The sequence below is a fragment of the Streptomyces luteogriseus genome (assembly GCF_014205055.1).
Taxonomy (GTDB): Bacteria; Actinomycetota; Actinomycetes; order Streptomycetales; family Streptomycetaceae; genus Streptomyces; species Streptomyces luteogriseus.
Genome location: NZ_JACHMS010000001.1, coordinates 6,297,302 through 6,318,429 on the forward strand (window position 1 = coordinate 6,297,302; position 21,128 = coordinate 6,318,429).

The window sequence follows — 21,128 nt, forward strand, 5'->3', positions numbered from 1 at the left end:
GCGGCCCCGCCCCAGAGGGCGGTCACAGCGCGGGCGCTCCCCACACCGGGAACCAGCGGCTCAGGTCCTGCTCGATGCGCAGGTCACCCGAGAGCGCGGCCCGCACCTGGAGTTCGAGGGCGTTGTCGCGCCGCTGCGTCCCGCCCGGCAGGGGCGCGAACGGATAGAACGTGCCCCGCTTGTAGAGGTAGACCAGCGCGAGCCGCCGACCGGAGGGACCCTCGAACCCGGCGAGGGAGCACAGCAGTTGGGGGCCGAACCCGTTGACCTCCATCTGGCTGTTCACGGCGTGCAGGTCGTTCACGAGCGCGGAGAGCTGGTCGGGGGAACGGCGGGAGACCAGCCAGGAGTAGCCGTAGTCGTCCTGGCGCAGTTCCACCGGCGGGCCGTCGCGGTCGGTGTCGGCGTCCAGCAGGGCCTGCACCTCGCGGTGGGACTGCTCGAAGGCCGCGCCCTCGACCGTGGCGAAGCACACCGCGCCCCGCCCGGTCGGTGTGAAGCCCGCGGCGGCCTCCAGGGTCACGGCCGCCGAGGGCAGCGCGAAGAGCCGGTCGAGATCCGCCACGACCGGTTTCGTCCGGCCGAGCAGGATGTCCAGCAGCCCCATGCGCCGATCACATCCCTCCGGGCGCCGCCGCCTCGCCCAGCTCGGCGGAGATCCGGCCCAGCTGGTCGAGCCGCTGCTCCAGGCTCGGATGGGTCGAGAACAGGCGGGCGATGCCGGGTTCACGGCCCAGCGCGGGCGTGAAGTAGAAGGCGTTGAAGGCCTGGGCCGTGCGCAGGTCCTTGGTGGGGATGCGGGCGATGTCGCCGGAGACCTTGGTGAGCGCGGAGGCCAGCGCCGAGGGCCGGCCGGTGAGCTGCGCGGCCGCCCGGTCGGCGGCCAGCTCCCGGTACCGGGACAGGGCGCGGATCAGCAGGAAGCTGATCGCGTACACGGCCGCGGCCACACCCATCACCGCCGCGAACACGGCAGCCGTGTTCTGATCCCTCCTGGCTCCGCCGAACAGCTGCGAGTAGAAGGCGAACCGCACGATCAGCCCCGCGATCACCCCGAGGAACGACGCGACGGTGATCACGGCGACGTCCTTGTGCGCCACGTGCGACAGCTCGTGCGCGAGCACGCCCTCCAGCTCGGCCGGCTCCAGCCGCCGCAGCAGCCCGGTCGTCACACAGACCACCGCGTGGTCGGGGTTCCGCCCGGTCGCGAACGCGTTCGGCATGTCCATACCGGATACCGCCACCACCGGTACCGGCATGTCGGCCAGGGCGCACAGCCGGTCGATCACCGCGTGCAGCTCGGGATACTCCTCCCGCTCCACCACCCGCCCGCGCATGGCGTACAGCGCGATCCGGTCGGAGAACCAGTACTGCGCGCCGAGCAGTGCCGCCGCGACCACAACGACCAGCACCCACGACTTCAGCAGCACGATCAACGCGGCGACGAACCCCACGTACAACAACCCGAGCAGGAACAGCGTGACCCCCATACGGGCGGTCAATCGCCGGTCGCTCCGGAAGCGGCTGTGCATCTGCATCACCCCGCAGTCACGCACTCGTCCCACCGCCAGTGTGCACCCGGCGCTCCCCATGAGCGGGTCGCGATCGGCCCCAGGACCGGCAAAGCGGTCAGCCCGGCGGGGTCACCGCATAGCCGGGCACGGACGGCCACCGCACGGTCAGCACGACCGACTCCTCCTCCGCGACCCACGAGTGATCGACGCCGCGCCCCCACACCACGTAGTCGCCCTGCCGCTCCAGCAGCACGCTGCGGCCGGGCAGTTCGACCCGGAAACGCCCGCTGACGAGCACCAACAGCGCGGTGCGCTCCTCACCCCGCACCCACTCGGCCCGCTCGTCCCCGCGAGGATGCACCCCCCACTTGATCTCCACGGCCGCACTGTGGCGCGGATCCCCGGCGTCCTTGAAATGCCCGAGGATCCATCCCCGGTCCAGGGCGGCGTCCGCACCGGCGTTGCCCACGTACACGCTGTCGCTCACATCGGCGGACGCTAGCAGCCACGCTCCGCGTCGACGGGCAGCCGTACGACCCGGCCCCCCGCCTTGGCCAACCGCAGGGCGGCGACCCGTATGTGCCGGGGCCGCCGAGCCGAAAGCCGTTCCGTCAGCCACGCCTCGGGCAGCAGCGCCGCGGACGGCAGCAGGGCGAGCGTGGCCTCGCGCACGACACCGGGTGCGGGGTCGTCGATCAGCGGCCGCAGCTCCTCCACGACCGTCACATCCAGCGTGCGCAGGCCCGCCACCGCCCGGGCCCGCACGGCGGGCGCAGGGTGGCTGAGCAGCGACCGCAACGTTTCGGCGTCCGCCCGCTCCCCGCACTCCGCCAGGCCGATGGCCGCGCCCGGTGGCAGCGCGGGGTCGGCCGCCCGCGCGCAGACCTGCCGGTACCAGAGCAGGGGATCCGTCCCGTGCTGCCGTACGACGTACCGTGCGCAGGCCCGTACCACGGCCGACCGGTCGGCCAGGAAGCCCAGGGCCCGCCCGGGCCGCCCGGCCCGCCGCAGGGCCGTCACGCCGGCGGACCGGGCACGCGGGTTGCGGGCGGCGAGCAGCGGTTCGAGCACGCCGTCGACGTCACCGTCCTCGCGCACGGCGGCCAGGGCCGCCTCGGCGCACAACTCCTGCACGATGACGTCGTCGTCCCAGGCGGCGGTGCGGGCGAGCCGGGCGGGGGAGAGCAGCGACTCCTCGACGGCCAGCCGGTACGCGAACCGCCGTACGGTGCGGTCCGGGTGCAGGAACAGGGAGGAGAGCGCTCCTCGCGGCGCGCGGCAGAGCATCGCACCGAGCAGTTCCACGCCGTACGCTCCCCGGTCGCGACGGCCGATACGCAGGATCAGGGGCGCGAGCGCGACGCCGGTGCGCGCGTCCAGGCCCGCCCGCAGCAGGTCCCGGGCCCTGTCCCGTACGGGCGCGGCCCAGTCCGCGGTGCGCACCACGACCAAGGGCAGCAGGGCGGGACGATCCGCGACCCGGGTCAGTGCCGCCTCACGGGTCCGGCCGTCCGGATGGCAGAGCGCCACGGCGAGCAGGGCCTCGACCCATGACGGGTCAACGGGCTCCGGCCGCCACCTGGACGCCCAGCGCCCGTCCGCCCACGTCCCCCGGGTCCCGCCAGCCCCACCCAGCCCGTCCACCCACGCCTTGTCCGGCAGGATGTCCATCCGATAGCAGCCCCACGTCCGCACACCCAGGTCCAGCCCGGTCCAGGCGGCCGGGTCGGCGACCTCGAGCACCTCGCCCAGAGGCACCCCCTGGACCAGCCGCGCTGCGGCCGCCTCCCCACTCCTCAGGTCCTCGTGCATGCCCGCCCCCGTCCCACCTGCCGTTTCAGGGGATCCTAGGGGTGAGGACGGCGACCGGCGCGGGGATTTTCGCCGCGCGCCCAGCACCGTGGCACTAGTACGGCGCGCGGAAGTTGATGTACCCCAGCAGCACGATCACCGCCGCGACGCTGCCCAGCACCACGGCGGTCGAGATCCACGAGGAGCGCCGGCGGGAACCGACGTACTCCGGGTCGGCGCGGAACGGCACGGGCCCGGGCGGATCGTGCTTCCAGCGCGCGGCGAGCATCCGGGCCCGCGCCGAGGGCTCCTTGTACTCGGCTCCGTCCGCCCATCTGAGGTCGAACTCGCGCTCCTGGTCGTCCTGTTCGTGCTCGGGCATTCCCGCTCCACCCCCGTGTGGTCCTTCCCTCAAGAATAGAACAAACGCCCGCGCCCCCGCCGTCGGAAACGACAGCGGGGGCGCGGGCGTGATGCCTCGGTCAGGCGTCGATCACACGTCGAAGTACAGCTCGAACTCGTGCGGGTGCGGACGCAGCTGCAGCGGCGCGATCTCGTTGGCGCGCTTGAAGTCGATCCACGTCTCGATCAGGTCCGGGGTGAAGACGTCACCCTGGAGCAGGAACTCGTGGTCGGCCTCCAGGCGGTCGAGGACGGCCGGGAGGGAGGTCGGCACCTGCGCGACGCTCGCGTGCTCCTCGGGAGCCAGCTCGTAGAGGTCCTTGTCGATCGGCTCGGCCGGCTCGATCTTGTTCTTGATGCCGTCGAGGCCCGCGAGGAGGAGGGCCGAGAAGGCGAGGTACGGGTTGCCGGAGGAGTCGGGCGCGCGGAACTCGACGCGCTTCGCCTTCGGGTTGGAGCCCGTGATCGGGATACGCATGGCCGCGGAGCGGTTGCGCTGCGAGTACACCAGGTTGATCGGCGCCTCGAAGCCCGGGACCAGACGGTGGTAGGAGTTCACCGTCGGGTTGGTGAAGGCCAGCAGCGACGGAGCGTGCTTGAGGATGCCGCCGATGTAGTAGCGGGCGGTGTCGGACAGGCCCGCGTAGCCGGCCTCGTCGTAGAAGAGCGGCTGGCCGCCGGTCCACAGCGACTGGTGCACGTGCATGCCCGAGCCGTTGTCACCGAAGATCGGCTTCGGCATGAAGGTCGCGGTCTTGCCGTTCCGCCAGGCCACGTTCTTCACGATGTACTTGAAGAGCTGGAGGTCGTCGGCCGCGGCGAGCAGCGTGTTGAACTTGTAGTTGATCTCCGCCTGGCCGGCGGTGCCCACCTCGTGGTGCTGGCGCTCGACCTGGAGGCCGGAGGCGGCCAGCTGGAGGGAGATCTCGGCACGCAGGTCGGCGAAGTGGTCGACCGGCGGGACCGGGAAGTAGCCGCCCTTGTAGCGGACCTTGTAACCACGGTTGTTCTCGACCGCACCGGTGTTCCAGGCGCCGGCCTCGGAGTCGATGTGGTAGAAGCTCTCGTTCGCCGAGGTGGAGAAGCGGACCGAGTCGAAGACGTAGAACTCGGCCTCGGGGCCGAAGTACGCGGTGTCCGCGATACCGGTCGACGCGAGGTAGGCCTCGGCCTTCTTCGCCACGTTGCGCGGGTCACGGGAGTACTGCTCGCCCGTGATCGGGTCGTGGATGAAGAAGTTGATGTTGACGGTCTTGTCGCGGCGGAACGGGTCGACCCGGGCGGTCGACAGGTCCGCGCGGAGCGCCATGTCGGACTCGTGGATGGCCTGGAAGCCGCGGATCGAGGAGCCGTCGAAGGCGAGCTCCTCGGCCGGGTCGAAGGCCTCGGCAGGGATCGTGAAGTGCTGCATCACGCCCGGCAGGTCGCAGAAGCGGACGTCGATGAACTTGACGTCCTCGTCCGCGATGAACTTCTTGGCCTCGTCGGCGTTCTGGAACATCCAGCTCCTCCTACTCCCGACCGTCCCGCCGGGGTGGTAGTTCGTTCGTGCGGCCAGTGCGGGTGGCACACGCTGACCTCGACCCTAGGGACGGGTGGTTTCTCGGGCGTGACTCATTTGTTTCGCACAAGTTAACCGGCTCACCCTCCACCGTAGCCCGGACACACCCCGCCGTGCCCTGGTCATTTACGGGCGCAGTACCGTGGACGGGTGGACAACAGGCAAGCACTCGGATCGTGGCTCTCCGGGCCCCGCGCGGCCGCGGAAGAGGCCGGTGTCGACTTCGGATACCGGGGCGAGCAGCTCGGTCTGCCCGAGGAGGGACCCGGCTCGATCGCCCGCCCGGGCCGCCGGATCGGCGCCCTCGCCGTCGACTGGGGCCTGTGTCTCCTGATCGCATACGGTCTCATCACGCAGAGCTACAACGAGGCGGCCCAGATCTGGGCGCCGCTCATCATGTTCGCGCTGATGGTCCTCACGGTCGGTTCGGTCGGCTTCACCCCGGGCAAGCGCCTGTTCGGCCTGCGGGTGCTCGCCCTGGACACCGGCCGGGTCAGCCCGTGGCGTGCCGCGCTGCGCACGGTCCTGCTCTTCCTCGCGATCCCCGCGCTGATCTGGGACCGCGACGGCCGTGGCCTGCACGACCGGCTGGCGGGCACGGTCGAGGTCCGCCTCTGACCTGCGCCGCCCGCGCAAGGAGATCCGACATGAGCGGTCCGACATGAGCGATCCGACATGAACGAGGGGCGCCCGGTTGATCCGGGCGCCCCTCGTTCATGTCGTGTGCGGGTGTCAGCGAGCCTTCGGCCCGCCCCTCGGCAGCCGCATGCCCTTCGGCATCGGCCCCTTCGGCAGCGGCATGTTGCTCATCAGGTCACCGAGGGCCCGCAGCCGGTCGTTGGTGGCCGTGACCTGCGGGCCGGTCAGCACGCGGGGGAGCTTGAGCATGGTCGTCCGCAGCTTCTTCAGCTCGACCTGGCCCTCTCCCGTGCCCACGACCAGGTCGTGCACCGGGACGTCCGCGACGATGCGGTTCATCTTCCGCTTCTCGGCGGCCAGCAGGGTCTTCACCCGGTTCGGGTTGCCCTCGGCGATCAGCACGATGCCGGCCTTGCCGACCGCGCGGTGCACCACGTCCTGGTTGCGGTTCATCGCCACCGCGGGTGTCGTCGTCCAGCCCCGGCCGATGTTGTCGAGCACCGCCGCCGCGGCGCCGGGCTGTCCCTCCATCTGCCCGAAGGCGGCCCGCTCGGCCCGGCGCCCGAACACGATCGCCGACGCGAGGAAGGCGAGCAGGAGGCCCAGGATGCCGAGATAGATGGGGTGACCGATCAAGAAACCGATCGCGAGGAAGACACCGAAGGTGACGATTCCGACTGCCGCGAGTACAAGACCGATCTTCTTGTCGGCCTTGCGGGTCATCTTGTAGGTCAGAGCGATCTGCTTCAGTCGCCCGGGGTTCGCAGCGTCCGCTGCAGGTTCCTTCCTCGCCATGCCACGAAGTCTACGTGGCCCCACAAGCGCCGACGACGGCAGTGCCCGCGGGAGCCCCTGGGGGAGGGCCGGAGGGTCAGGGACGGACGGACAGGGACTGCTCGATGACGCGCTGCGTCTCGACCCGGTCCTTGGCGCGACGGCGGTCCTCCAGCACGGAGGTCCAGGCGTTGCGGCGGGCGGTGCGCTGACCACTGCTCATCAGCAGCGACTCGACGGCGCGCAGTGCGGTCGTGAAGGACGGAATCGCGGTGGCGCGGACGGGCGGCGCGGCCTGCATGGGTGAGGTCCCCCCTCGGGTGATGGGTGTACGTGCTGTGAGTTCAGCGTCACTGATTGGTGTTACCAGGGCGTGACCGGCCGGTCAAACACCCATGAAGCCCTGGCGGGGAGTGGTGGAACGCCGCCGCGGTCCTGACATGTGCCCTCATCTGCGAGGACGGTCAGGACCGCGGCAAATCGGTCACTACCGGCGGGTAGTCTCTTGTGCGCGAATTCACACGCTTGTCTCGCCCCGTGCTGGGCAGGGTGGTGACGGTCCGTCAGACGGCCTGCGCCGCGATGTGCCCGTCCCCCTGCCGCGGAGCCGCCGAATGACGCTGCTCCATGGCCATCTGGTAGAGCCGTCCGGCGCGGTACGAGGAACGCACCAGCGGTCCGGACATCACGCCGGAGAAGCCGATCTGCTCGGCCTCCTCCTTCAGCTCCACGAACTCGTGGGGCTTCACCCAGCGCTCCACCGGGTGGTGACGCACGGAGGGCCGCAGGTACTGCGTGATGGTGATCAGCTCGCAGCCCGCCTCGTGCAGCTGCTTCAGCGCCTCGCCGACCTCCTCGCGGGTCTCGCCCATGCCGAGGATGAGGTTCGACTTGGTGACCAGGCCGTAGTCGCGCGCCTCGGTGATCACCTTCAGGGAGCGCTCGTAGCGGAAGCCGGGGCGGATGCGCTTGAAGATGCGCGGGACCGTCTCGACGTTGTGCGCGAAGACCTCGGGCCGGGAGGAGAAGACCTCCGCCAGCTGCTCGGGCACCGCGTTGAAGTCGGGGGCCAGCAGCTCGACCTTGGTGCGGCCGGCCTCGCGGCCCGCGGTCTGCTGGTGGATCTGGCGCACCGTCTCGGCGTACAGCCAGGCGCCGCCGTCCTCCAGGTCGTCGCGGGCGACGCCGGTGATCGTGGCGTAGTTCAGGTCCATGGTGACCACGGACTCACCGACGCGGCGGGGCTCGTCGCGGTCGAGCGCCTCGGGCTTGCCGGTGTCGATCTGGCAGAAGTCGCAGCGCCGGGTGCACTGGTCGCCACCGATGAGGAAGGTGGCCTCCCGGTCCTCCCAGCACTCGTAGATGTTGGGGCAGCCGGCTTCCTGGCAGACCGTGTGCAGACCCTCGCTCTTCACGAGCTTCTGCATCGCGGTGTACTCGGGACCCATTTTCGCCCGGGTCTTGATCCACTCGGGCTTGCGCTCGATGGGGGTCTGGCTGTTGCGGACCTCCAGGCGCAGCATCTTGCGTCCGTCGGGTGCGACTGCGGACACGACCGGCTCCCTAGCGATTGATTCTTCGGCGTCCTCAAGGGTACGCCCGTTGATTTGAAAGCCTGTGCGGGTGGCTACCCCTCCCAGCTCCGCCACGGGCCGTTTTATGCCGCCGGCGTCTTCTCGATCTCCCGCGGCTTCAGGTCCGCGTTCTCCAGGACCTCCCGCAGATGCCGCTCCACGACCGGCAGGACCTCCTCGATCGTCACGTCCCGGCCGAGCTCGCCGGCCAGCGAGGCGACGCCCGCGTCCCGGATGCCGCACGGGATGATCCGGTCGAACCACTTGTTGTCGGGGTTCACGTTGAGCGCGAAACCGTGCATGGTGACGCCCTTGGCCACGCGGATGCCGATCGCGGCGATCTTGCGGTCCTCGCGGCGCTGGCCCGCGTTGGACGGCGCGTACTCGGGGCCGTTCATGCGCGGGTCGAACTCCTCGTCGTGCAGCCGGGGGTCGAAGTCCAGCGACAGCCCGCCGAGCGCGGGGCGCTGCTCGACCGGGTCGCCCAGGATCCACACACCGCTGCGGCCCTCGACCCGGCTCGTCTCCAGGCCGAACTCCGCACAGGCGCGGATCAGGGCCTCCTCGAGGCGGCGCACGTGCGCCACGACGTCCACCGGACGCGGCAGCTTCTGGATGGGGTAGCCCACCAGCTGGCCGGGGCCGTGCCAGGTGATCTTGCCACCGCGGTCCACGTCGATGACCGGCGTGCCGTCGAGGGGGCGCTCGTTGTCCGCCGTGCGCCGTCCGGCCGTGTAGACCGGGGGATGCTCCAGAAGCAGCACGGTGTCGGGGATCTCGTCGGCGAAGCGCGCCGCGTGCACCCGGCGCTGCTCGTCCCACGCCTTCTGGTACTCGACGGCCTCGTCACCGAACCCCATGCGGACGAACCGCAACTCACTCACGGCAAGCGCCTCCCTCGAACGGGTGTGTCAGGCACGTAACGCGCCCAAGTCACTGTACGTCCGGCCCGGACGCGTCAGTCCCGGGGCCAATCCTCACACGATCGGATGAATGTCCGCGAAAATGTGTGATGGGGTGTTTACTCTCCGCTACATTCGCGCCGTTCAGCAAGCCAAAAGGCCTGCTCACAGGCAATCCGGCACGTCACCGACACCGGAAGGCAGGAGACCGCACCGCACCATGACGGAACGACCCGCGCAGCGCACCCCCAACCGACAGCTCGCCGCGCTCATCGCAGAAGCGGGGTTCTCCAACGCGGGACTCGCCCGTCGCGTGGACCAGCTCGGTCTCGAACACGGGCTCGACCTGAGATACGACAAGACATCCGTCACCCGGTGGCTGCGCGGGCAGCAGCCCAGGGGCACCACGCCCGCCCTGATCGCCGAGGTCTTCACCCGGCGCCTGGGCCGCCGCCTCACCGCCCAGGACCTCGGCCTGGACGCCTGTGCCCCCGTCTACGCGGGGCTGGAGTTCGCCGCCACCCCCGAGGAGGCCGTCGACATCGTCAGCGGGCTGTGGCGCAAGGACTCCGGCAGCCACGCCGAGCTCCGCAAGATCGCCTTCACCCCGGCCGGGCTCGTCGTGCCCAGCCGGGACTGGCTGATCGGCCGGGCCGACGAGAAGGTCGCCCGCGGCGAGCCGGCCCCCGCCCGCATCCCGGCGCAGGGCCGACCCGCCCTGCGCCCCACGGGCACGGCCGAGCCGGGTGTGCCGTCCCTGCCCCGCCAGCGCGGCGGGGCCGAGCGCGGACCCGGCCAGAAGGTCACCGCCGGCGACATCGCCGCCCTGCGCTCGGTCGGCGAGCTGTTCCGCACCCTCGACGACGCCTACGGCGGCGGCCACGCCCGCCAGGCCCTCGTGCGCTACCTGGAGCACGAGTGCGAGCCCATGCTGCGCGGCACCTACGGCGAGCAGGCCGGCCGCCGGCTGTTCGCGGCCGCCGCCGACCTGACCCGGCTCGCGGGCTGGACGTCGTACGACATCGCGGCGCACGGACTGGCCCAGCGCTACTTCGTGCAGGCGCTGCGGCTGGCCCAGGCGGCCGGGGACCGGACGTACGGGGCGTATGTGCTGGTCACCATGAGCCGTCAGGCCGTCTACCTCGGGCACGGTCGGGAGGCCGTCCAACTGGCCCGCGTCGCCCAGCAGGGCGCCGGCACCTCCGGGCCGCCCGTCGTCCAGGCTCTGCTGCACGCCTCCGAGGCGCGCGGGCACGGGGTGCTCGGCGAGGTCCGGGCCTGCACCGCTGCCCTGGTCCGCGCCGAACGCGCCCTGGAGACGGCCCGGCCCGGCGACGACGTCCCGCACTGGGCGAAGTTCTTCGACGAGGCCCAGCTCGCCGACGAGTTCGGCCACTGCCACCGCGACCTCCAGCAGTTCCGCGCCGCCGCCCAGCACGCGGAACGCTCACTCCAGCTGCGGGCCCCCTCCTTCGCCCGCAGCCGCCTCTTCTGCCGGGTGGTCCTCGCCACCGCCCGCCTGGGCCTCGGCGAACTCGACCAGGCCTGCCAGCTGGGCGCGGAGGCCGCCGGGCAGGCCGCGGAGATGCGTTCGGTGCGGGCGGTGGAGTACGTGAGGGACTTCGAACGACGACTGGAGCCGTACAAGGACGCGGCACCCGTGCGGACCTACCGCGACAAGGTGGCGGCCTTGGGATGAGGTGCTGGGGGGCGCGGGGCTGTGTCGATGTGCGGCTCCGCCGCGGGGGCGCGATCAACCCCCACGCACCCTCAGCCGACGAACCTAAGCAGCCTTGGGCACAGTCGGCAGCGGATCGGCAACATGCATCGACCGCCCCGCCCCCAGATCCGCCAAGATCGCCGCAGACACCCGATGCCCAGAGTGCAAAGCGCCCTGAACGGTACTGGTGTCCCGGTGATCCCCGCACACGTACAGCCCGGCGATCAACCGCACCGGCCGCCGCAGATCATGCGGCGGCCGCATCGCCGGCACCGCCTCCGCCGTCCGGTGCACGGCCAGCGTCTCCCATCGGGCCGTCGACACCCCGTACAGCCGCGCCAGATGCATCCGCACCGCCGTGTCGACATCACCCGGCGGCCGCCCCAGCACCGTGGAGGAGATCAACGCCCGCCCGGCCGGAGCCCGGGACGGATCGACGTCACTGACCACCGCCGTGTGCGCGACCGGCCCACCGAGATCCGCGTCGAGCAGCAAGGACGCCCCCGTCGCCGGCGGTTCGTCCGTCGTGTGGTGCACCACCGTCACCGGATGGAACTCCGGCACCCGCAGCCCGGGCAGCAGCTCGGCCGCGGCGCGCGCACCCGTCGCCACCAGGACCGCCCGGCAGCGGATCTCACCGTGCTCCGCGGTCGTCACCGATGTCGTCGAGACGGAGGTGACGCGCACGCCGGTGTGGACCGTGCCCGGCGGAAGGGTGCGCGCCAGCAGCTCCGGCAGGGCCTCGGCGCCGCCCTCCGGCAGACACAACCGGCCCCGGGCGAAGGCCCGCAGCGCGAGGTCCGCGCACCGGCTGGACGTCGTCAGGCCCGGGTCGCACAGCAGCGCGGCGAGCAGCGGACGCAGGAAGCCGTCGATCGTACGGGCGGGCAGCCCGCGGGCCGCCAGGGCCTGACCGGCGGGCAACTCCGGGCGGGCCAGCAGCCGTTCGGCCGGTGTGCCCGCCAGCCGGGTCAGGGCGGCACCCAGCCGGGCCTGGTCGACGGCCGTGCCGAGCGGGGCGCCGGACCGGCTCCGGGGGACGGAGACCTGCCGGCCGGGCACGGCCACGGGCCTCCGCGGCAGCCTCGGTGCGGACGACGGACGGGGAGCACTCGCAAGCGCGCGTACCGCGTGCAGTGCGCCCCGTGCGCCCCCTGCGCCGGGCTGGACGCCCGCGCGGTGGTGGCGTCCGTCGCCGTGCAGCAGGACACCGGGTGCGAAGGGCCGCAGCACCAGCCCGTCGAGACCGGGTGTCTGCCGTAGTTCGGGATACGCCGTGGACAGCAACTGGCCGATCCTGTCGAGACGGAAGCCGTCGACCTTCTCCGTCGCCATGCGGCCGCCGACCCCGTGGGCGGCCTCCAGGACCATGGTCGTCACTCCTGCGCTGGTCAGCCGGTGCGCGGCCGAGAGTCCGGCGACCCCGGCCCCTATGACGACCACGTCCGCCTGGTACGCGGGCTCAAGCACGTGCCCCTCCTCGAGGTTGCGCGGGCGCTGGAGACGTCATGCCCTCAACAGGCCGCAGGGATACGCGAGTTCTGGTCGAGGGTAGGACCGTGATCGGTCAGCGGGAGTCGCGCATCGGCAGGGCACGGTCGCACACCGGTCGCATACGAACGCCTGGTGGGCATGAAGTGGTCACAGGGGGCTGGTGTACGCCTCGGGGAGCTGTCTCGGAACGGCCGGTCGGATCCCGGACAGGCGGCCGGTGTGCGCCGCCCGGCCGGGTTCCGGCGAGGCGGGGAGGCCGTCACAGGGCCGCGCGGATCGCCCCCTCGATCTCCGGGAACGCGAAGCGGAAGCCCGACTCCAGCAGGCGCGCCGGCAGGACCCGGGCGCTGCCGAGGACGTCCCCGGCCATCTCGCCGAGCACGGTCCGCAGGACGCTCGCGGGCACCGGGAACAGGGTCGGCCGGTGCAGCACGCGGCCCATCGCCGCCGTGATCTCACGGTTCGTCACGGGGTTCGGGGCGGTGATGTTGAACGGCCCGGACAGGCCGTCGGTGTCGATCAGATGCCGGATCGCGGCGACCTCGTCGTGCAGCGCGACGAACGACCAGTACTGCCGCCCGTCGCCCATCCGCCCGCCGGCCCCCGCCCGGAACAGCGGGAACAGCCGCCCCCAGGCGCCGCCCTCACGGGAGACGACCAGTCCGGTCCGCGTGAACACCGTGCGGACACCGGCCTCCCGGGCGGGCGCGGCGGCCCCCTCCCACTCCACGCACAGCGAGGGCAGGAAGCCCTCTCCCGCGGGCGCGCTCTCGTCGACCGTCCGCTCGCCGGTCTCGCCGTAATAGCCGATGGCGCTGCCGTTGACGAAGACCCGCGGGCGGTCCTTCGCGTCCAGCGAGGCGACCGCCTCGGCGAGGGCCGTCGTGCCGTTCACGCGGCTGTCGCGGATCCGCCGCTTGTAGGCCTCCGTCCAGCGCCGGTCGCCGACCCCGGCCCCCGCCACGTTGACCACGGCATGGCACCCCGCGAGCCCGGCCGCGTCCACCTGCCCGCCCTCGGGATCCCAGCGGATCTCCCCGGCCGCCCCGGGTGTGCCGCGCACCAGGCGGCGCACCTCGTGCCCGTCGGCGGTCAGGGACCGCACCAGGGCAGCGCCGATCAGACCGGACGCACCCGCCACCGCGATTCTTGAACGTTCCATGAACCCATCCTGCCGGGTCGCCGCGTAAATCCCTTGCAAGGCCTTGATCCGCTCGCCGTAGGGTGACGCCCATGCCCGAGCTCCCCGCACCGCACATCCGTGTCGCCCGGCCCGAGGACGACGGGGAGCTGGCCCTGCTCGACCGGCTGACCTGGTCGCCCCTGCACGCGGTGATGCCCGAGCCGCAACCGCCGTACCCTCCGTTCTTCAACGAGCGGCACGCCCCCGAGGACTGTCTGGTCGCCGAACTGGACGGACGCCTCGCGGGCTATGTCCACCTCGGATTCCCCACTCCGCTCGACTCGAACCGGCACGTGCGCCAGATCCAGGGCCTCGCCGTCGCCGAGGAGGCGCGCGGCCGGGGAGCCGGGCGGGCGCTGGTCCGGGCCGCCGTCGACGAGGCCCGTCGGCGCGGCGCCCGCCGCATCACCCTGCGGGTCCTCGGGCACAACACCGTGGCCCGGGCGCTCTACGAGGCCGAAGGGTTCGTGGTCGAGGGGATCCTGCCCGAGGAGTTCCTGCTCGACGGGACCTACGTCGACGACGTGTTCATGGGGCGCTTCCTGTGAGCCGGAGCTACGAGGCGGCCGGCTCGCCGGTGTCCACCGGTGCCGTCGCGCCCGCGGCGCCGCGCGCGTCGGAGGCGACCTCGTCCGCCGTCAGGACGTAGCCCGTCTCGGCGTCCGAGGTGGAGCGGGCGAAGACCACGCCGAACACCCGGCCGTCCGTGGTGAGCAGGGGGCCGCCGGAGTTGCCGGGGCGGACCGTGGAGCGGATCGAGTAGATCTCGCGGGTGGCCGTCCCGTCGTTGTAGATGTTCTGGCCCGTCGCCCGCACCCGGTTCGCGACCGTCGCCGCCTGGAGGTTCAGGTCGCCGTCCTGCGGATAGCCCGCGACGACCGCCGAGTCGCCGCGCTCGGCGTCGTCGTCGAAGCGCAGCACCGGGGCCTTCAGACCGGGCACGTACAGCACGGCCACGTCCTTCTGCGGGTCGAAGAGCACCACGCGCGCCTCGTACGTCCGCCCGACCCCGCCGATCTGCACGGTCGGCTCGTCGATGCCGGCCACCACATGGGCGTTGGTCATCACGTGCTCGCGCGCGTACACGAACCCGCTGCCCTCGCGGCCCTGGGTGCCCGCCACGCCCTCGACCTTCACCGTGCTCCGCTTGGCGGCTTCGGTCGCGGCGGCCGTGACACTGTCGCCGGTGGGCTTGGCGACCTCGGCCGTCGACTCGTTCTCGAAGGGGTTGAAGACCTGCGGGAAGCCCGCCTGCGTCAGCGCGGACGTGGCCCCCGAGAACCAGGCCGGCGTCGTGTCCGGCATCGTCCGCTGCACCGCGCCGAGCAGCCGTGAGTCCCGGATCGCCGAGGTGACCAGCGGCGACGAGGAGGCGCCCAGGACGCTCGCCGCCACCCACGCCACGATCAGCACGGCCACCGCGTTGGCCACCGCTCCGCCCACGCCGTCCGCCACCCGCAGCGGCCCCCGGTCCAGCTCCCGCCGCAGCCGCAGCGCGAGGCGCCCCGCCAGCTCGTGCCCCACCACCGCCGGGAGCAGCACCGTGAACACCGCCGTCAGCGTCGCCCGTGTCGTCCCCGGCTCCACCAGGTCCATGACCCACGGCAGTGCCCACACGCCGACGACCGCACCGCCCACGAAGCCCGCCAGCGACACACAGCCGGCCACCAGCCCGCGCCGGTACCCGGACGCCGCGTAGGCCAGGACGACCAGCAACAGCAGGATGTCGAGCAGGTCCACGCACGCCGCCTTTCTCTCGGAACCCCTTAATACGCGGGGGGAGGGCCCGGTGATCAGTCACACGCGCACACGTTGATCGGAATCGGCCACGCGGACGTGCACAGGGAAAAACGTCGCGGACCGTGACGATGGTTCCACCGGGTGGCACATCACACATCGCGGACGGACCGGATCAGGCCGACAGTGGGACCATGCGTGTCTTCCGAAGACGGCGGGGCGCACGCAGTCACTCCGCCGACGGGACACCCGGCATAGCCGGCCTGCCGCGCGCGGCCCGGGCGGTGCTCGGCTGTCTGCCGGGCGTCGCCGCCGTCGTGGCGCTGTTCCTGTGCGCCCACGGCGTGGAGAACGCCGCCGACACCGGCTCCCGCGCCGCCCCGCCCCGTTCCCCGGCCTCCTACACCGCCCCGCGCCCGCCCATCGTGCCGCGAGGGCACTGGCTGGGCGACGCCGCCCGCGCCCAGCCGCGCCCGCGCTACGACGACCGCGTCGCCGCCGTCTTCGTCCACCACACCGACTCGCCCAACGGCTACGACTGCGCCGACGCGCCCCGCATCATCCGGGACCTCTACACCGGCCAGACCGGCACCCGCGACTGGGACGACATCGGCTACAACTTCGTCGTCGACCGCTGCGGCACGGTCTACGAGGGCCGCGCCGGGGGCGTGGAGCGTGCCGTCACCGGCGCCCACACCCAGGGCTTCAACCACCGCACCGCGGGCATCGCCGCCCTCGGCACCTTCACCGAGGGCATGCCGGTCCCGCAGCCGATGATCCGCGCGATCGCCGCGCTGTCCGCCTGGAAGCTGGGCCTGACCGGCACCGACCCGCGCTCGGACGTCCGCCTGGTCTCCAGCAACGGCCTGAGCCGGTACGCGGCGGGCTCCACCGCCCGGCTGCCCGCCCTGGCGGGCCACAACGACGGCTACATGACCAGCTGCCCGGGCGCCGCCCTGCACGCCCGCCTGCCCGAGATCCGACAGCTCGCGGCCAGGCTCCAGGGCCGGCCGGACGGCTCACAGCAAGGCCACAGCGAACGCGCAGCGTCCTGAGATGCCGGTCTCCTACGGTCGTCCCCACAGGCAGCCGACCGGAGGTGGGGACCATGCGCAACGGCCGTACGAAGACCCCGAGGCACCCGGGGAACGCGGGGGAGCCGGGTACGCGGACGAGGGCGTCAAGCGGCCCGTGGGCGGTGCTGTGCGCGGTCGTGACCGTCGTCCTGGGCCCGGCCGCTGTCACCGCGTCCACACTCGACCAGGCCAACGCGGCCCCGATGCACCACGCGGTGCGGGCCGATAGGACGCATGCGTACATCCCGTCCGACGCGAGCGCCGCCGGGCCGCCTGATCAGCCCCTGAAGCGCTCCCACAGCCGGGGGTAGCGCTCCGCGAGCAGCCCCTCGTTCTCGAAGTCGAGCGGCGTGCCCTCCGGTTCCGGGGGCGCCGGCGCGAGCTCCAGGTCGGGTGCGACCACGCCGGTGAGCTGCTCGTAGGCCTCGTCCGCCGCGTAGCCGAGCTCCTCGCCGTCGCCGTCGATCTCCTCGTCGAAGTCGTCCAGCAGATCGGCGAGCGCGTCCGGGTCGTGCACGGCGCCCTCGAACACCTCGCGGCCCTGGCCGATCAGCCAGCACCGGAAGAAGTCGAAGGCGTCGTCGCTCGCCCCGTCGAGCAGCACCCACGCGGCGCCCCACAGGTCCCAGCGGTAGGCGCGGTTGTAGCGGGACTCGAAGTGACGGGCGAAGTCCAGTACCGAGTCCGGATCCAGCTGGGCGAGCCGGTCCACGAGCAGGTCGGCCTGCTCTTCGGGGTCGCCCTCGGAAGCCTCCCGGGCGTCGTCCACCAGCTCCCAGAACTCCGTCTCGTCCATCACGGGTCAAGCATCGGCCCTGGGGCACAGGGGCGCACCCGGAGTGCGCGGGATCGTTATGTGCCGTCGTCGCGCCGGTACAGCCGGGCCAGCCGCTCCGCGTCCGCGGCGAACCGATCGCGCAGGCTCTGGGGCGCCAGCACCTCCACCTCCGGGCCCAGCGCCGCCAGCTGCGTGCGGGCGACCTCCTCGGACTCCACCGGCAGGGCCACCGTCACCCAGCCGCCCTCGTCCGGGGCGTCCGCGTCCGCCAGGGCCTCCCGGGCGACCGGCGAGCCGAGGGCGTACGGCAGCGCGCGTACGCCCTCGGGGGACAGCCGCACCACGACCCGCGCCCGCAGGATGGACCGCGCGAACTGCTCGGCCCGCTCCTCCCAGAACGCGGGCAGGTCGAAACCGGGCTCCCGCTCGAAGCGCTCGCCGTCCGCGTCCACCGCCGTGAAACGGTCGATCCGGTACACCCGGAAGGACGCCGACCCGGCCACCCGGGCGCACAGGTACCAGACGCCCGCCTTCAGCACGAGCCCGTACGGTTCCAGCTCCCGGACGACCTCGTCCTCACCGCGCCGGTAGCGGGCGCCGATCCGCCGGTCGTCCCACACCGCGTCGGCGACCGCCGGCAGCAGCGCGGGCGTCTCCGGCTCCTTGAACCAGTTCGGCGCGTCCAGATGGAACCGCTGGGACGCCGTCCTGGAGGCGTCCCGCAGGGACGGCAGCAGCGCCGCCGACACCTTCAGCCGGGCCGCCGAGGCGGCGTCCTCCAGGCCCATCTCGCGCAGCGCCCCCGGCACCCCGGACAGGAACAGCGCCTCGGCCTCGCCGCGGTGCAGCCCGGTCAGCCGCGTCCGGTACCCGCCGACCAGCCGGTAGCCACCGGCCCGGCCCCGGTCCGCGTACACCGGCACGCCCGCCTCCGACAGCGCCTGCGCGTCCCGGGTGACCGTCCGCTCCGACACCTCCAGCTCACGGGCGAGCTCGGCGGCCGTCATGGAGGGCCGGGACTGGAGCAGCAGCACCATCTTGATCAGCCGGGCAGCACGCATGGCCACATCATGCAGCAGGCCCCCGCCGTGGCGGGGGCCTGCCGGTCACCGGTCCTCAGGACCGTACTGATCACCGGTCCTCACAGACCGTACTTCTCGCGCGCTTCCTTCACGGCCGCCGCCTTGACCTCGCCGCGCTTGGCGAGCTGGGCCAGGGCCGCGACGACGATCGACTCGGCGTCGACACCGAAGTGGCGGCGGGCCGCCTCACGGGTGTCCGAGAGGCCGAAGCCGTCGGCGCCCAGCGAGGACCAGTCCTGCTCGACCCACTGCGCGATCTGGTCCGGGACCTGTCGCATGTAGTCGGAGACCGCCAGCACCGGGCCGTCGGCACCCTGGAGCGCCTGCCGCACGAACGGCACCCGCTCCTCGCCGCGCAGCAGCGCCTCGTCCGCCTCCAGGGCGTCCCGGCGCAGCTCACTCCAGGACGTCGCCGACCACACGTCGGCCGCAACGCCCCACTCCTCGGCGAGCAACCGCTGCGCCTTGAGCGCCCAGTGGATCGCCGTACCGGAGCCGAGCAGCTGGATCCGCGGGGCGTTCGCCGGGGGTGTGATGCCCGCCGACTCCGCCGTGTTGAAGCGGTACAGGCCCTTGACGATGCCTTCGTCGACACCCTGGACGGACGGCTTCGCCGGCTGCGGCATCGGCTCGTTGTAGACCGTCAGGTAGTAGAAGACGTTCTGGTCCTCACCCGGGGCCGCCTCGCCGTACATCCGGCGCAGACCGTCCTTGACGATCGTCGCGACCTCGTAGGCGAAAGCCGGGTCGTACGACAGCGCCGCCGGGTTGGTCGCCGCGATCACGGGGGAGTGGCCGTCGGCGTGCTGCAGGCCCTCGCCCGTCAGCGTCGTACGGCCGGCCGTGGCGCCGACGAGGAAGCCGCGGCCGAGCTGGTCGCCGAGCTGCCACATCTGGTCGGCCGTACGCTGCCAGCCGAACATCGAGTAGAAGATGTAGAACGGGATCATCGCCTCGCCGTGCGTCGCGTACGACGTCGAAGCGGCGATGAAGTCGGCCATCGAACCGGCCTCGGTGATCCCCTCGTTGAGGATCTGGCCGTTCTTGGCCTCCTTGTAGTACATCAGCTGGTCGCGGTCGACCGGCTCGTACGTCTGGCCCTTGGGAGAGTAGATGCCGAGCGAGGGGAACAGCGACTCCATGCCGAAGGTGCGCGCCTCGTCGGGGACGATCGGCACCCAGCGCTTGCCCGTCTCCTTGTCGCGGACCAGGTCCTTGACGAGACGGACGAACGCCATGGTGGTGGCCACGTTCTGCGAGCCGGAGCCCTTGTCGAACGACGCGAACGCCTTCTCCGCCGGGGCGGGCAGCGGGGCGACCGGGTGGACCCGACGGGCCGGGGCCGGACCACCGAGGGCGGCACGCCGCTCCTGGAGGTAGCGGACCTCGGGGGAGTCGGCGCCCGGGTGGCCGTAGGGCACCACGCCGTCGACGAAGTCGCTGTCCTTGATCGGCAGTTCGAGCAGGTCGCGCATGTTCTTGAACTCGTCCACCGAGAGCTTCTTCATCTGGTGGTTGGCGTTCTTCGACGCGAAGCCCTCGCCGAGGGTGTGGCCCTTGACCGTCTGGGCCAGGATCACGGTCGGCGCGCCCTTGTGCTCGACGGCGGCCTTGTACGCGGCGAACACCTTGCGGGCCTCGTGACCACCGCGCGAGAGGTGGAAGCACTCGAGGATCTTGTCGTCGCTCAGCAGCTTCGCCATCTCCACGAGCGCCGGGTCGCCGCCGAAGAAGTCCTGGCGGATGTAGGCCGCGTCGCGGGTCTGGTACGTCTGGATCTGCGCGTCCGGGACCTGGCGCAGGCGGCGTACGAGCGCGCCCGTGGTGTCCAGCTGGAACAGCTCGTCCCAGGCCGTGCCCCAGAGCGTCTTGACGACGTTCCAGCCGGCACCGCGGAACTGGGCCTCCAGCTCCTGCACGATCTTGAAGTTGGCGCGGACCGGGCCGTCGAGGCGCTGCAGGTTGCAGTTGATGACGAACGTGAGGTTGTCCAGCTCCTCACGGGCCGCCAGCGCGAGGGCCGCCGTCGACTCGGGCTCGTCCATCTCGCCGTCGCCGAGGAACGCCCACACGTGCGAACCGGCGGTGTCCTTGATGCCGCGGTTGGCCAGGTAGCGGTTGAAGCGCGCCTGGTAGATCGCCGACAGCGGGCCGAGGCCCATGGAGACGGTCGGGAACTCCCACAGCCAGGGCAGGCGGCGCGGGTGCGGGTAGGAGGGCAGGCCGTTGCCGCCCGCCTCCCGGCGGAAGTTGTCGAGCTGCTCCTCGTTCAGACGGCCGTCGAGGAACGCGCGGGCGTAGATGCCGGGGGAGGCGTGGCCCTGGATGTAGAGCTGGTCGCCGGAGCCGTCGGCCTCCTTGCCCTTGAAGAAGTGGTTGAAGCCGGTCTCGTACAGCCAGGCGGCGGAGGCGAAGGTGGCGATGTGGCCGCCGACGCCGTATTTGCTGCCCCGGGTCACCATCGCGGCCGCGTTCCAGCGGTTCCACGCGGTGATCCGCTGCTCCAGCGCCTCGGCACCGGGCACGGCCGGCTCGGCGGAGGTGGGGATGGAGTTGACGTAGTCGGTCTCGAGGAGCTTCGGCAGCGCGATGCCGGCGCCCTCGGCGCGCTCCAGCGTGCGGCGCATCAGGTATGCGGCACGGTGCGGCCCGGCAGCCTTGGTGACCGCGTCCAGGGAGGCCTGCCATTCGGCGGTCTCCTCCGGGTCCCGGTCGGGGAGCTGGTCGAGCTCGCTCGGCTGGATGGCGTTGGGGTCGGTCATGTCGCCGCCTTCCTCAGTCGAAGGGGGTTCCCTCACATAAGGGGATCGGGGGTGCCCTTTGTCTTTGGCAGGACAGGGCTGGGGCTTGGGTGGCAAGCCCGTCGGCGACTGTAACCCGCTGATCGATGATCGATCAAAG

At 72.0% G+C, this 21,128-nt stretch carries 20 protein-coding genes; 4 read left to right on the forward strand and 16 right to left on the reverse strand.

Annotation, left to right across the window (positions count from 1 at the left end; genetic code table 11):
• Window positions 1–22: 22 nt before the first annotated feature.
• The 6 genes from pspAB to glnA form a co-directional block, all read right to left on the reverse strand.
• Window positions 23–607, reverse strand: a complete 585-nt coding sequence (gene pspAB, locus BJ965_RS28000; protein WP_184912199.1) for a PspA-associated protein PspAB — start codon at window positions 605–607, stop codon at window positions 23–25.
• A gap of 7 nt (window positions 608–614) precedes the next feature.
• On the reverse strand, window positions 615–1,532 hold the full coding sequence (gene htpX / locus BJ965_RS28005) for a zinc metalloprotease HtpX (protein ID WP_184917636.1): 918 nt from the start codon (window positions 1,530–1,532) through the stop codon (window positions 615–617).
• Between the two features lie 97 nt (window positions 1,533–1,629).
• Window positions 1,630–2,001, reverse strand: coding sequence for a signal peptidase I (locus tag BJ965_RS28010; protein WP_184912202.1), 372 nt, complete (start codon window positions 1,999–2,001; stop codon window positions 1,630–1,632).
• An 11-nt stretch (window positions 2,002–2,012) separates the two neighbouring features.
• Entirely contained in the window at window positions 2,013–3,326 is a 1,314-nt protein-coding gene (locus tag BJ965_RS28015) for a HEAT repeat domain-containing protein (RefSeq protein WP_184912205.1), read from the reverse strand.
• A gap of 94 nt (window positions 3,327–3,420) precedes the next feature.
• Window positions 3,421–3,687, reverse strand: coding sequence for an SCO2583/SCO2584 N-terminal domain-containing protein (locus BJ965_RS28020; protein ID WP_184912207.1), 267 nt, complete (start codon window positions 3,685–3,687; stop codon window positions 3,421–3,423).
• Window positions 3,688–3,798: 111 nt separating this feature from the next.
• Complete coding sequence (gene glnA, locus BJ965_RS28025; RefSeq protein ID WP_184912209.1) at window positions 3,799–5,208, reverse strand: type I glutamate--ammonia ligase; 1,410 nt, start codon at window positions 5,206–5,208, stop codon at window positions 3,799–3,801.
• Between the two features lie 210 nt (window positions 5,209–5,418).
• On the opposite strand from glnA, the gene BJ965_RS28030 reads away from it, so the two are divergent.
• Complete coding sequence (locus BJ965_RS28030; RefSeq protein WP_184912212.1) at window positions 5,419–5,886, forward strand: RDD family protein; 468 nt, start codon at window positions 5,419–5,421, stop codon at window positions 5,884–5,886.
• A gap of 114 nt (window positions 5,887–6,000) precedes the next feature.
• On the opposite strand, the gene BJ965_RS28035 is transcribed toward BJ965_RS28030, so the two are convergent.
• The 4 genes from BJ965_RS28035 to lipB all read right to left on the reverse strand — a co-directional run bounded on the left by BJ965_RS28035 (window position 6,001) and on the right by lipB (window position 9,139).
• Entirely contained in the window at window positions 6,001–6,702 is a 702-nt protein-coding gene (locus BJ965_RS28035; RefSeq protein WP_030837454.1) for a DUF4191 domain-containing protein, read from the reverse strand.
• Window positions 6,703–6,778: 76 nt separating this feature from the next.
• Window positions 6,779–6,982: an SCO2195 family GlnR-regulated protein gene (locus tag BJ965_RS28040; protein WP_030837456.1), complete on the reverse strand. Its 204-nt coding sequence runs from the start codon at window positions 6,980–6,982 to the stop codon at window positions 6,779–6,781.
• Window positions 6,983–7,244: 262 nt separating this feature from the next.
• Entirely contained in the window at window positions 7,245–8,234 is a 990-nt protein-coding gene (gene lipA, locus BJ965_RS28045) for a lipoyl synthase (protein ID WP_184912215.1), read from the reverse strand.
• A gap of 104 nt (window positions 8,235–8,338) precedes the next feature.
• Window positions 8,339–9,139 carry a lipoyl(octanoyl) transferase LipB gene (gene lipB, locus BJ965_RS28050; RefSeq protein ID WP_184912217.1) on the reverse strand — a complete coding sequence of 267 codons (801 nt, stop codon included), beginning with the start codon at window positions 9,137–9,139 and terminating at the stop codon, window positions 8,339–8,341.
• Between the two features lie 238 nt (window positions 9,140–9,377).
• Here lipB and BJ965_RS28055 point away from each other — a divergent pair, with 238 nt between their 5' ends.
• Window positions 9,378–10,856 carry a regulator gene (locus tag BJ965_RS28055; protein ID WP_184912219.1) on the forward strand — a complete coding sequence of 493 codons (1,479 nt, stop codon included), beginning with the start codon at window positions 9,378–9,380 and terminating at the stop codon, window positions 10,854–10,856.
• A gap of 84 nt (window positions 10,857–10,940) precedes the next feature.
• Here the strand turns inward: BJ965_RS28055 and BJ965_RS28060 are convergent, their stop codons facing one another.
• Both BJ965_RS28060 and BJ965_RS28065 read right to left on the reverse strand, forming a co-directional pair.
• Complete coding sequence (locus BJ965_RS28060; RefSeq protein ID WP_184912222.1) at window positions 10,941–12,347, reverse strand: NAD(P)/FAD-dependent oxidoreductase; 1,407 nt, start codon at window positions 12,345–12,347, stop codon at window positions 10,941–10,943.
• Window positions 12,348–12,630: 283 nt separating this feature from the next.
• Complete coding sequence (locus BJ965_RS28065; RefSeq protein ID WP_184912224.1) at window positions 12,631–13,533, reverse strand: TIGR01777 family oxidoreductase; 903 nt, start codon at window positions 13,531–13,533, stop codon at window positions 12,631–12,633.
• Between the two features lie 71 nt (window positions 13,534–13,604).
• Here BJ965_RS28065 and BJ965_RS28070 point away from each other — a divergent pair, with 71 nt between their 5' ends.
• Window positions 13,605–14,102 carry a GNAT family N-acetyltransferase gene (locus BJ965_RS28070; RefSeq protein WP_184912227.1) on the forward strand — a complete coding sequence of 166 codons (498 nt, stop codon included), beginning with the start codon at window positions 13,605–13,607 and terminating at the stop codon, window positions 14,100–14,102.
• A gap of 7 nt (window positions 14,103–14,109) precedes the next feature.
• On the opposite strand, the gene BJ965_RS28075 is transcribed toward BJ965_RS28070, so the two are convergent.
• Window positions 14,110–15,294 carry a MarP family serine protease gene (locus tag BJ965_RS28075; RefSeq protein WP_184912229.1) on the reverse strand — a complete coding sequence of 395 codons (1,185 nt, stop codon included), beginning with the start codon at window positions 15,292–15,294 and terminating at the stop codon, window positions 14,110–14,112.
• 191 nt (window positions 15,295–15,485) lie between these two features.
• On the opposite strand from BJ965_RS28075, the gene BJ965_RS28080 reads away from it, so the two are divergent.
• Window positions 15,486–16,346, forward strand: a complete 861-nt coding sequence (locus BJ965_RS28080; RefSeq protein WP_246546057.1) for a peptidoglycan recognition protein family protein — start codon at window positions 15,486–15,488, stop codon at window positions 16,344–16,346.
• A 298-nt stretch (window positions 16,347–16,644) separates the two neighbouring features.
• Here BJ965_RS28080 and BJ965_RS28085 read toward each other — a convergent pair whose 3' ends face one another.
• The 3 genes from BJ965_RS28085 to aceE all read right to left on the reverse strand — a co-directional run bounded on the left by BJ965_RS28085 (window position 16,645) and on the right by aceE (window position 20,989).
• Entirely contained in the window at window positions 16,645–17,163 is a 519-nt protein-coding gene (locus BJ965_RS28085) for a DUF4240 domain-containing protein (protein WP_184917640.1), read from the reverse strand.
• A 56-nt stretch (window positions 17,164–17,219) separates the two neighbouring features.
• The gene (locus BJ965_RS28090) at window positions 17,220–18,206 is read right to left on the reverse strand and encodes a helix-turn-helix transcriptional regulator (RefSeq protein WP_184912232.1); all 987 of its coding nucleotides are present in this window, start codon (window positions 18,204–18,206) and stop codon (window positions 17,220–17,222) included.
• An 80-nt stretch (window positions 18,207–18,286) separates the two neighbouring features.
• Window positions 18,287–20,989: a pyruvate dehydrogenase (acetyl-transferring), homodimeric type gene (gene aceE / locus BJ965_RS28095; RefSeq protein WP_184912234.1), complete on the reverse strand. Its 2,703-nt coding sequence runs from the start codon at window positions 20,987–20,989 to the stop codon at window positions 18,287–18,289.
• Window positions 20,990–21,128 lie beyond the last annotated feature (139 nt).

Bases quoted from the DNA above. Each gene is read 5' to 3' on its own strand.
- htpX (WP_184917636.1), bottom strand. From the start codon at position 1,532: ATGCACAGCCGCTTCCGGAGCGACCGGCGATTGACCGCCCGTATGGGG.
- BJ965_RS28040 (WP_030837456.1), bottom strand. From the start codon at position 6,982: ATGCAGGCCGCGCCGCCCGTCCGCGCCACCGCGATTCCGTCCTTCACG.
- aceE (WP_184912234.1), bottom strand. From the start codon at position 20,989: ATGACCGACCCCAACGCCATCCAGCCGAGCGAGCTCGACCAGCTCCCC.
- BJ965_RS28080 (WP_246546057.1), top strand. From the start codon at position 15,486: ATGCGTGTCTTCCGAAGACGGCGGGGCGCACGCAGTCACTCCGCCGAC.
- BJ965_RS28055 (WP_184912219.1), top strand. From the start codon at position 9,378: ATGACGGAACGACCCGCGCAGCGCACCCCCAACCGACAGCTCGCCGCG.
- glnA (WP_184912209.1), bottom strand. From the start codon at position 5,208: ATGTTCCAGAACGCCGACGAGGCCAAGAAGTTCATCGCGGACGAGGAC.
- BJ965_RS28035 (WP_030837454.1), bottom strand. From the start codon at position 6,702: ATGGCGAGGAAGGAACCTGCAGCGGACGCTGCGAACCCCGGGCGACTG.
- BJ965_RS28020 (WP_184912207.1), bottom strand. From the start codon at position 3,687: ATGCCCGAGCACGAACAGGACGACCAGGAGCGCGAGTTCGACCTCAGA.
- BJ965_RS28065 (WP_184912224.1), bottom strand. From the start codon at position 13,533: ATGGAACGTTCAAGAATCGCGGTGGCGGGTGCGTCCGGTCTGATCGGC.
- BJ965_RS28085 (WP_184917640.1), bottom strand. From the start codon at position 17,163: ATGGACGAGACGGAGTTCTGGGAGCTGGTGGACGACGCCCGGGAGGCT.
- pspAB (WP_184912199.1), bottom strand. From the start codon at position 607: ATGGGGCTGCTGGACATCCTGCTCGGCCGGACGAAACCGGTCGTGGCG.
- BJ965_RS28090 (WP_184912232.1), bottom strand. From the start codon at position 18,206: ATGCGTGCTGCCCGGCTGATCAAGATGGTGCTGCTGCTCCAGTCCCGG.
- BJ965_RS28015 (WP_184912205.1), bottom strand. From the start codon at position 3,326: ATGCACGAGGACCTGAGGAGTGGGGAGGCGGCCGCAGCGCGGCTGGTC.
- BJ965_RS28070 (WP_184912227.1), top strand. From the start codon at position 13,605: ATGCCCGAGCTCCCCGCACCGCACATCCGTGTCGCCCGGCCCGAGGAC.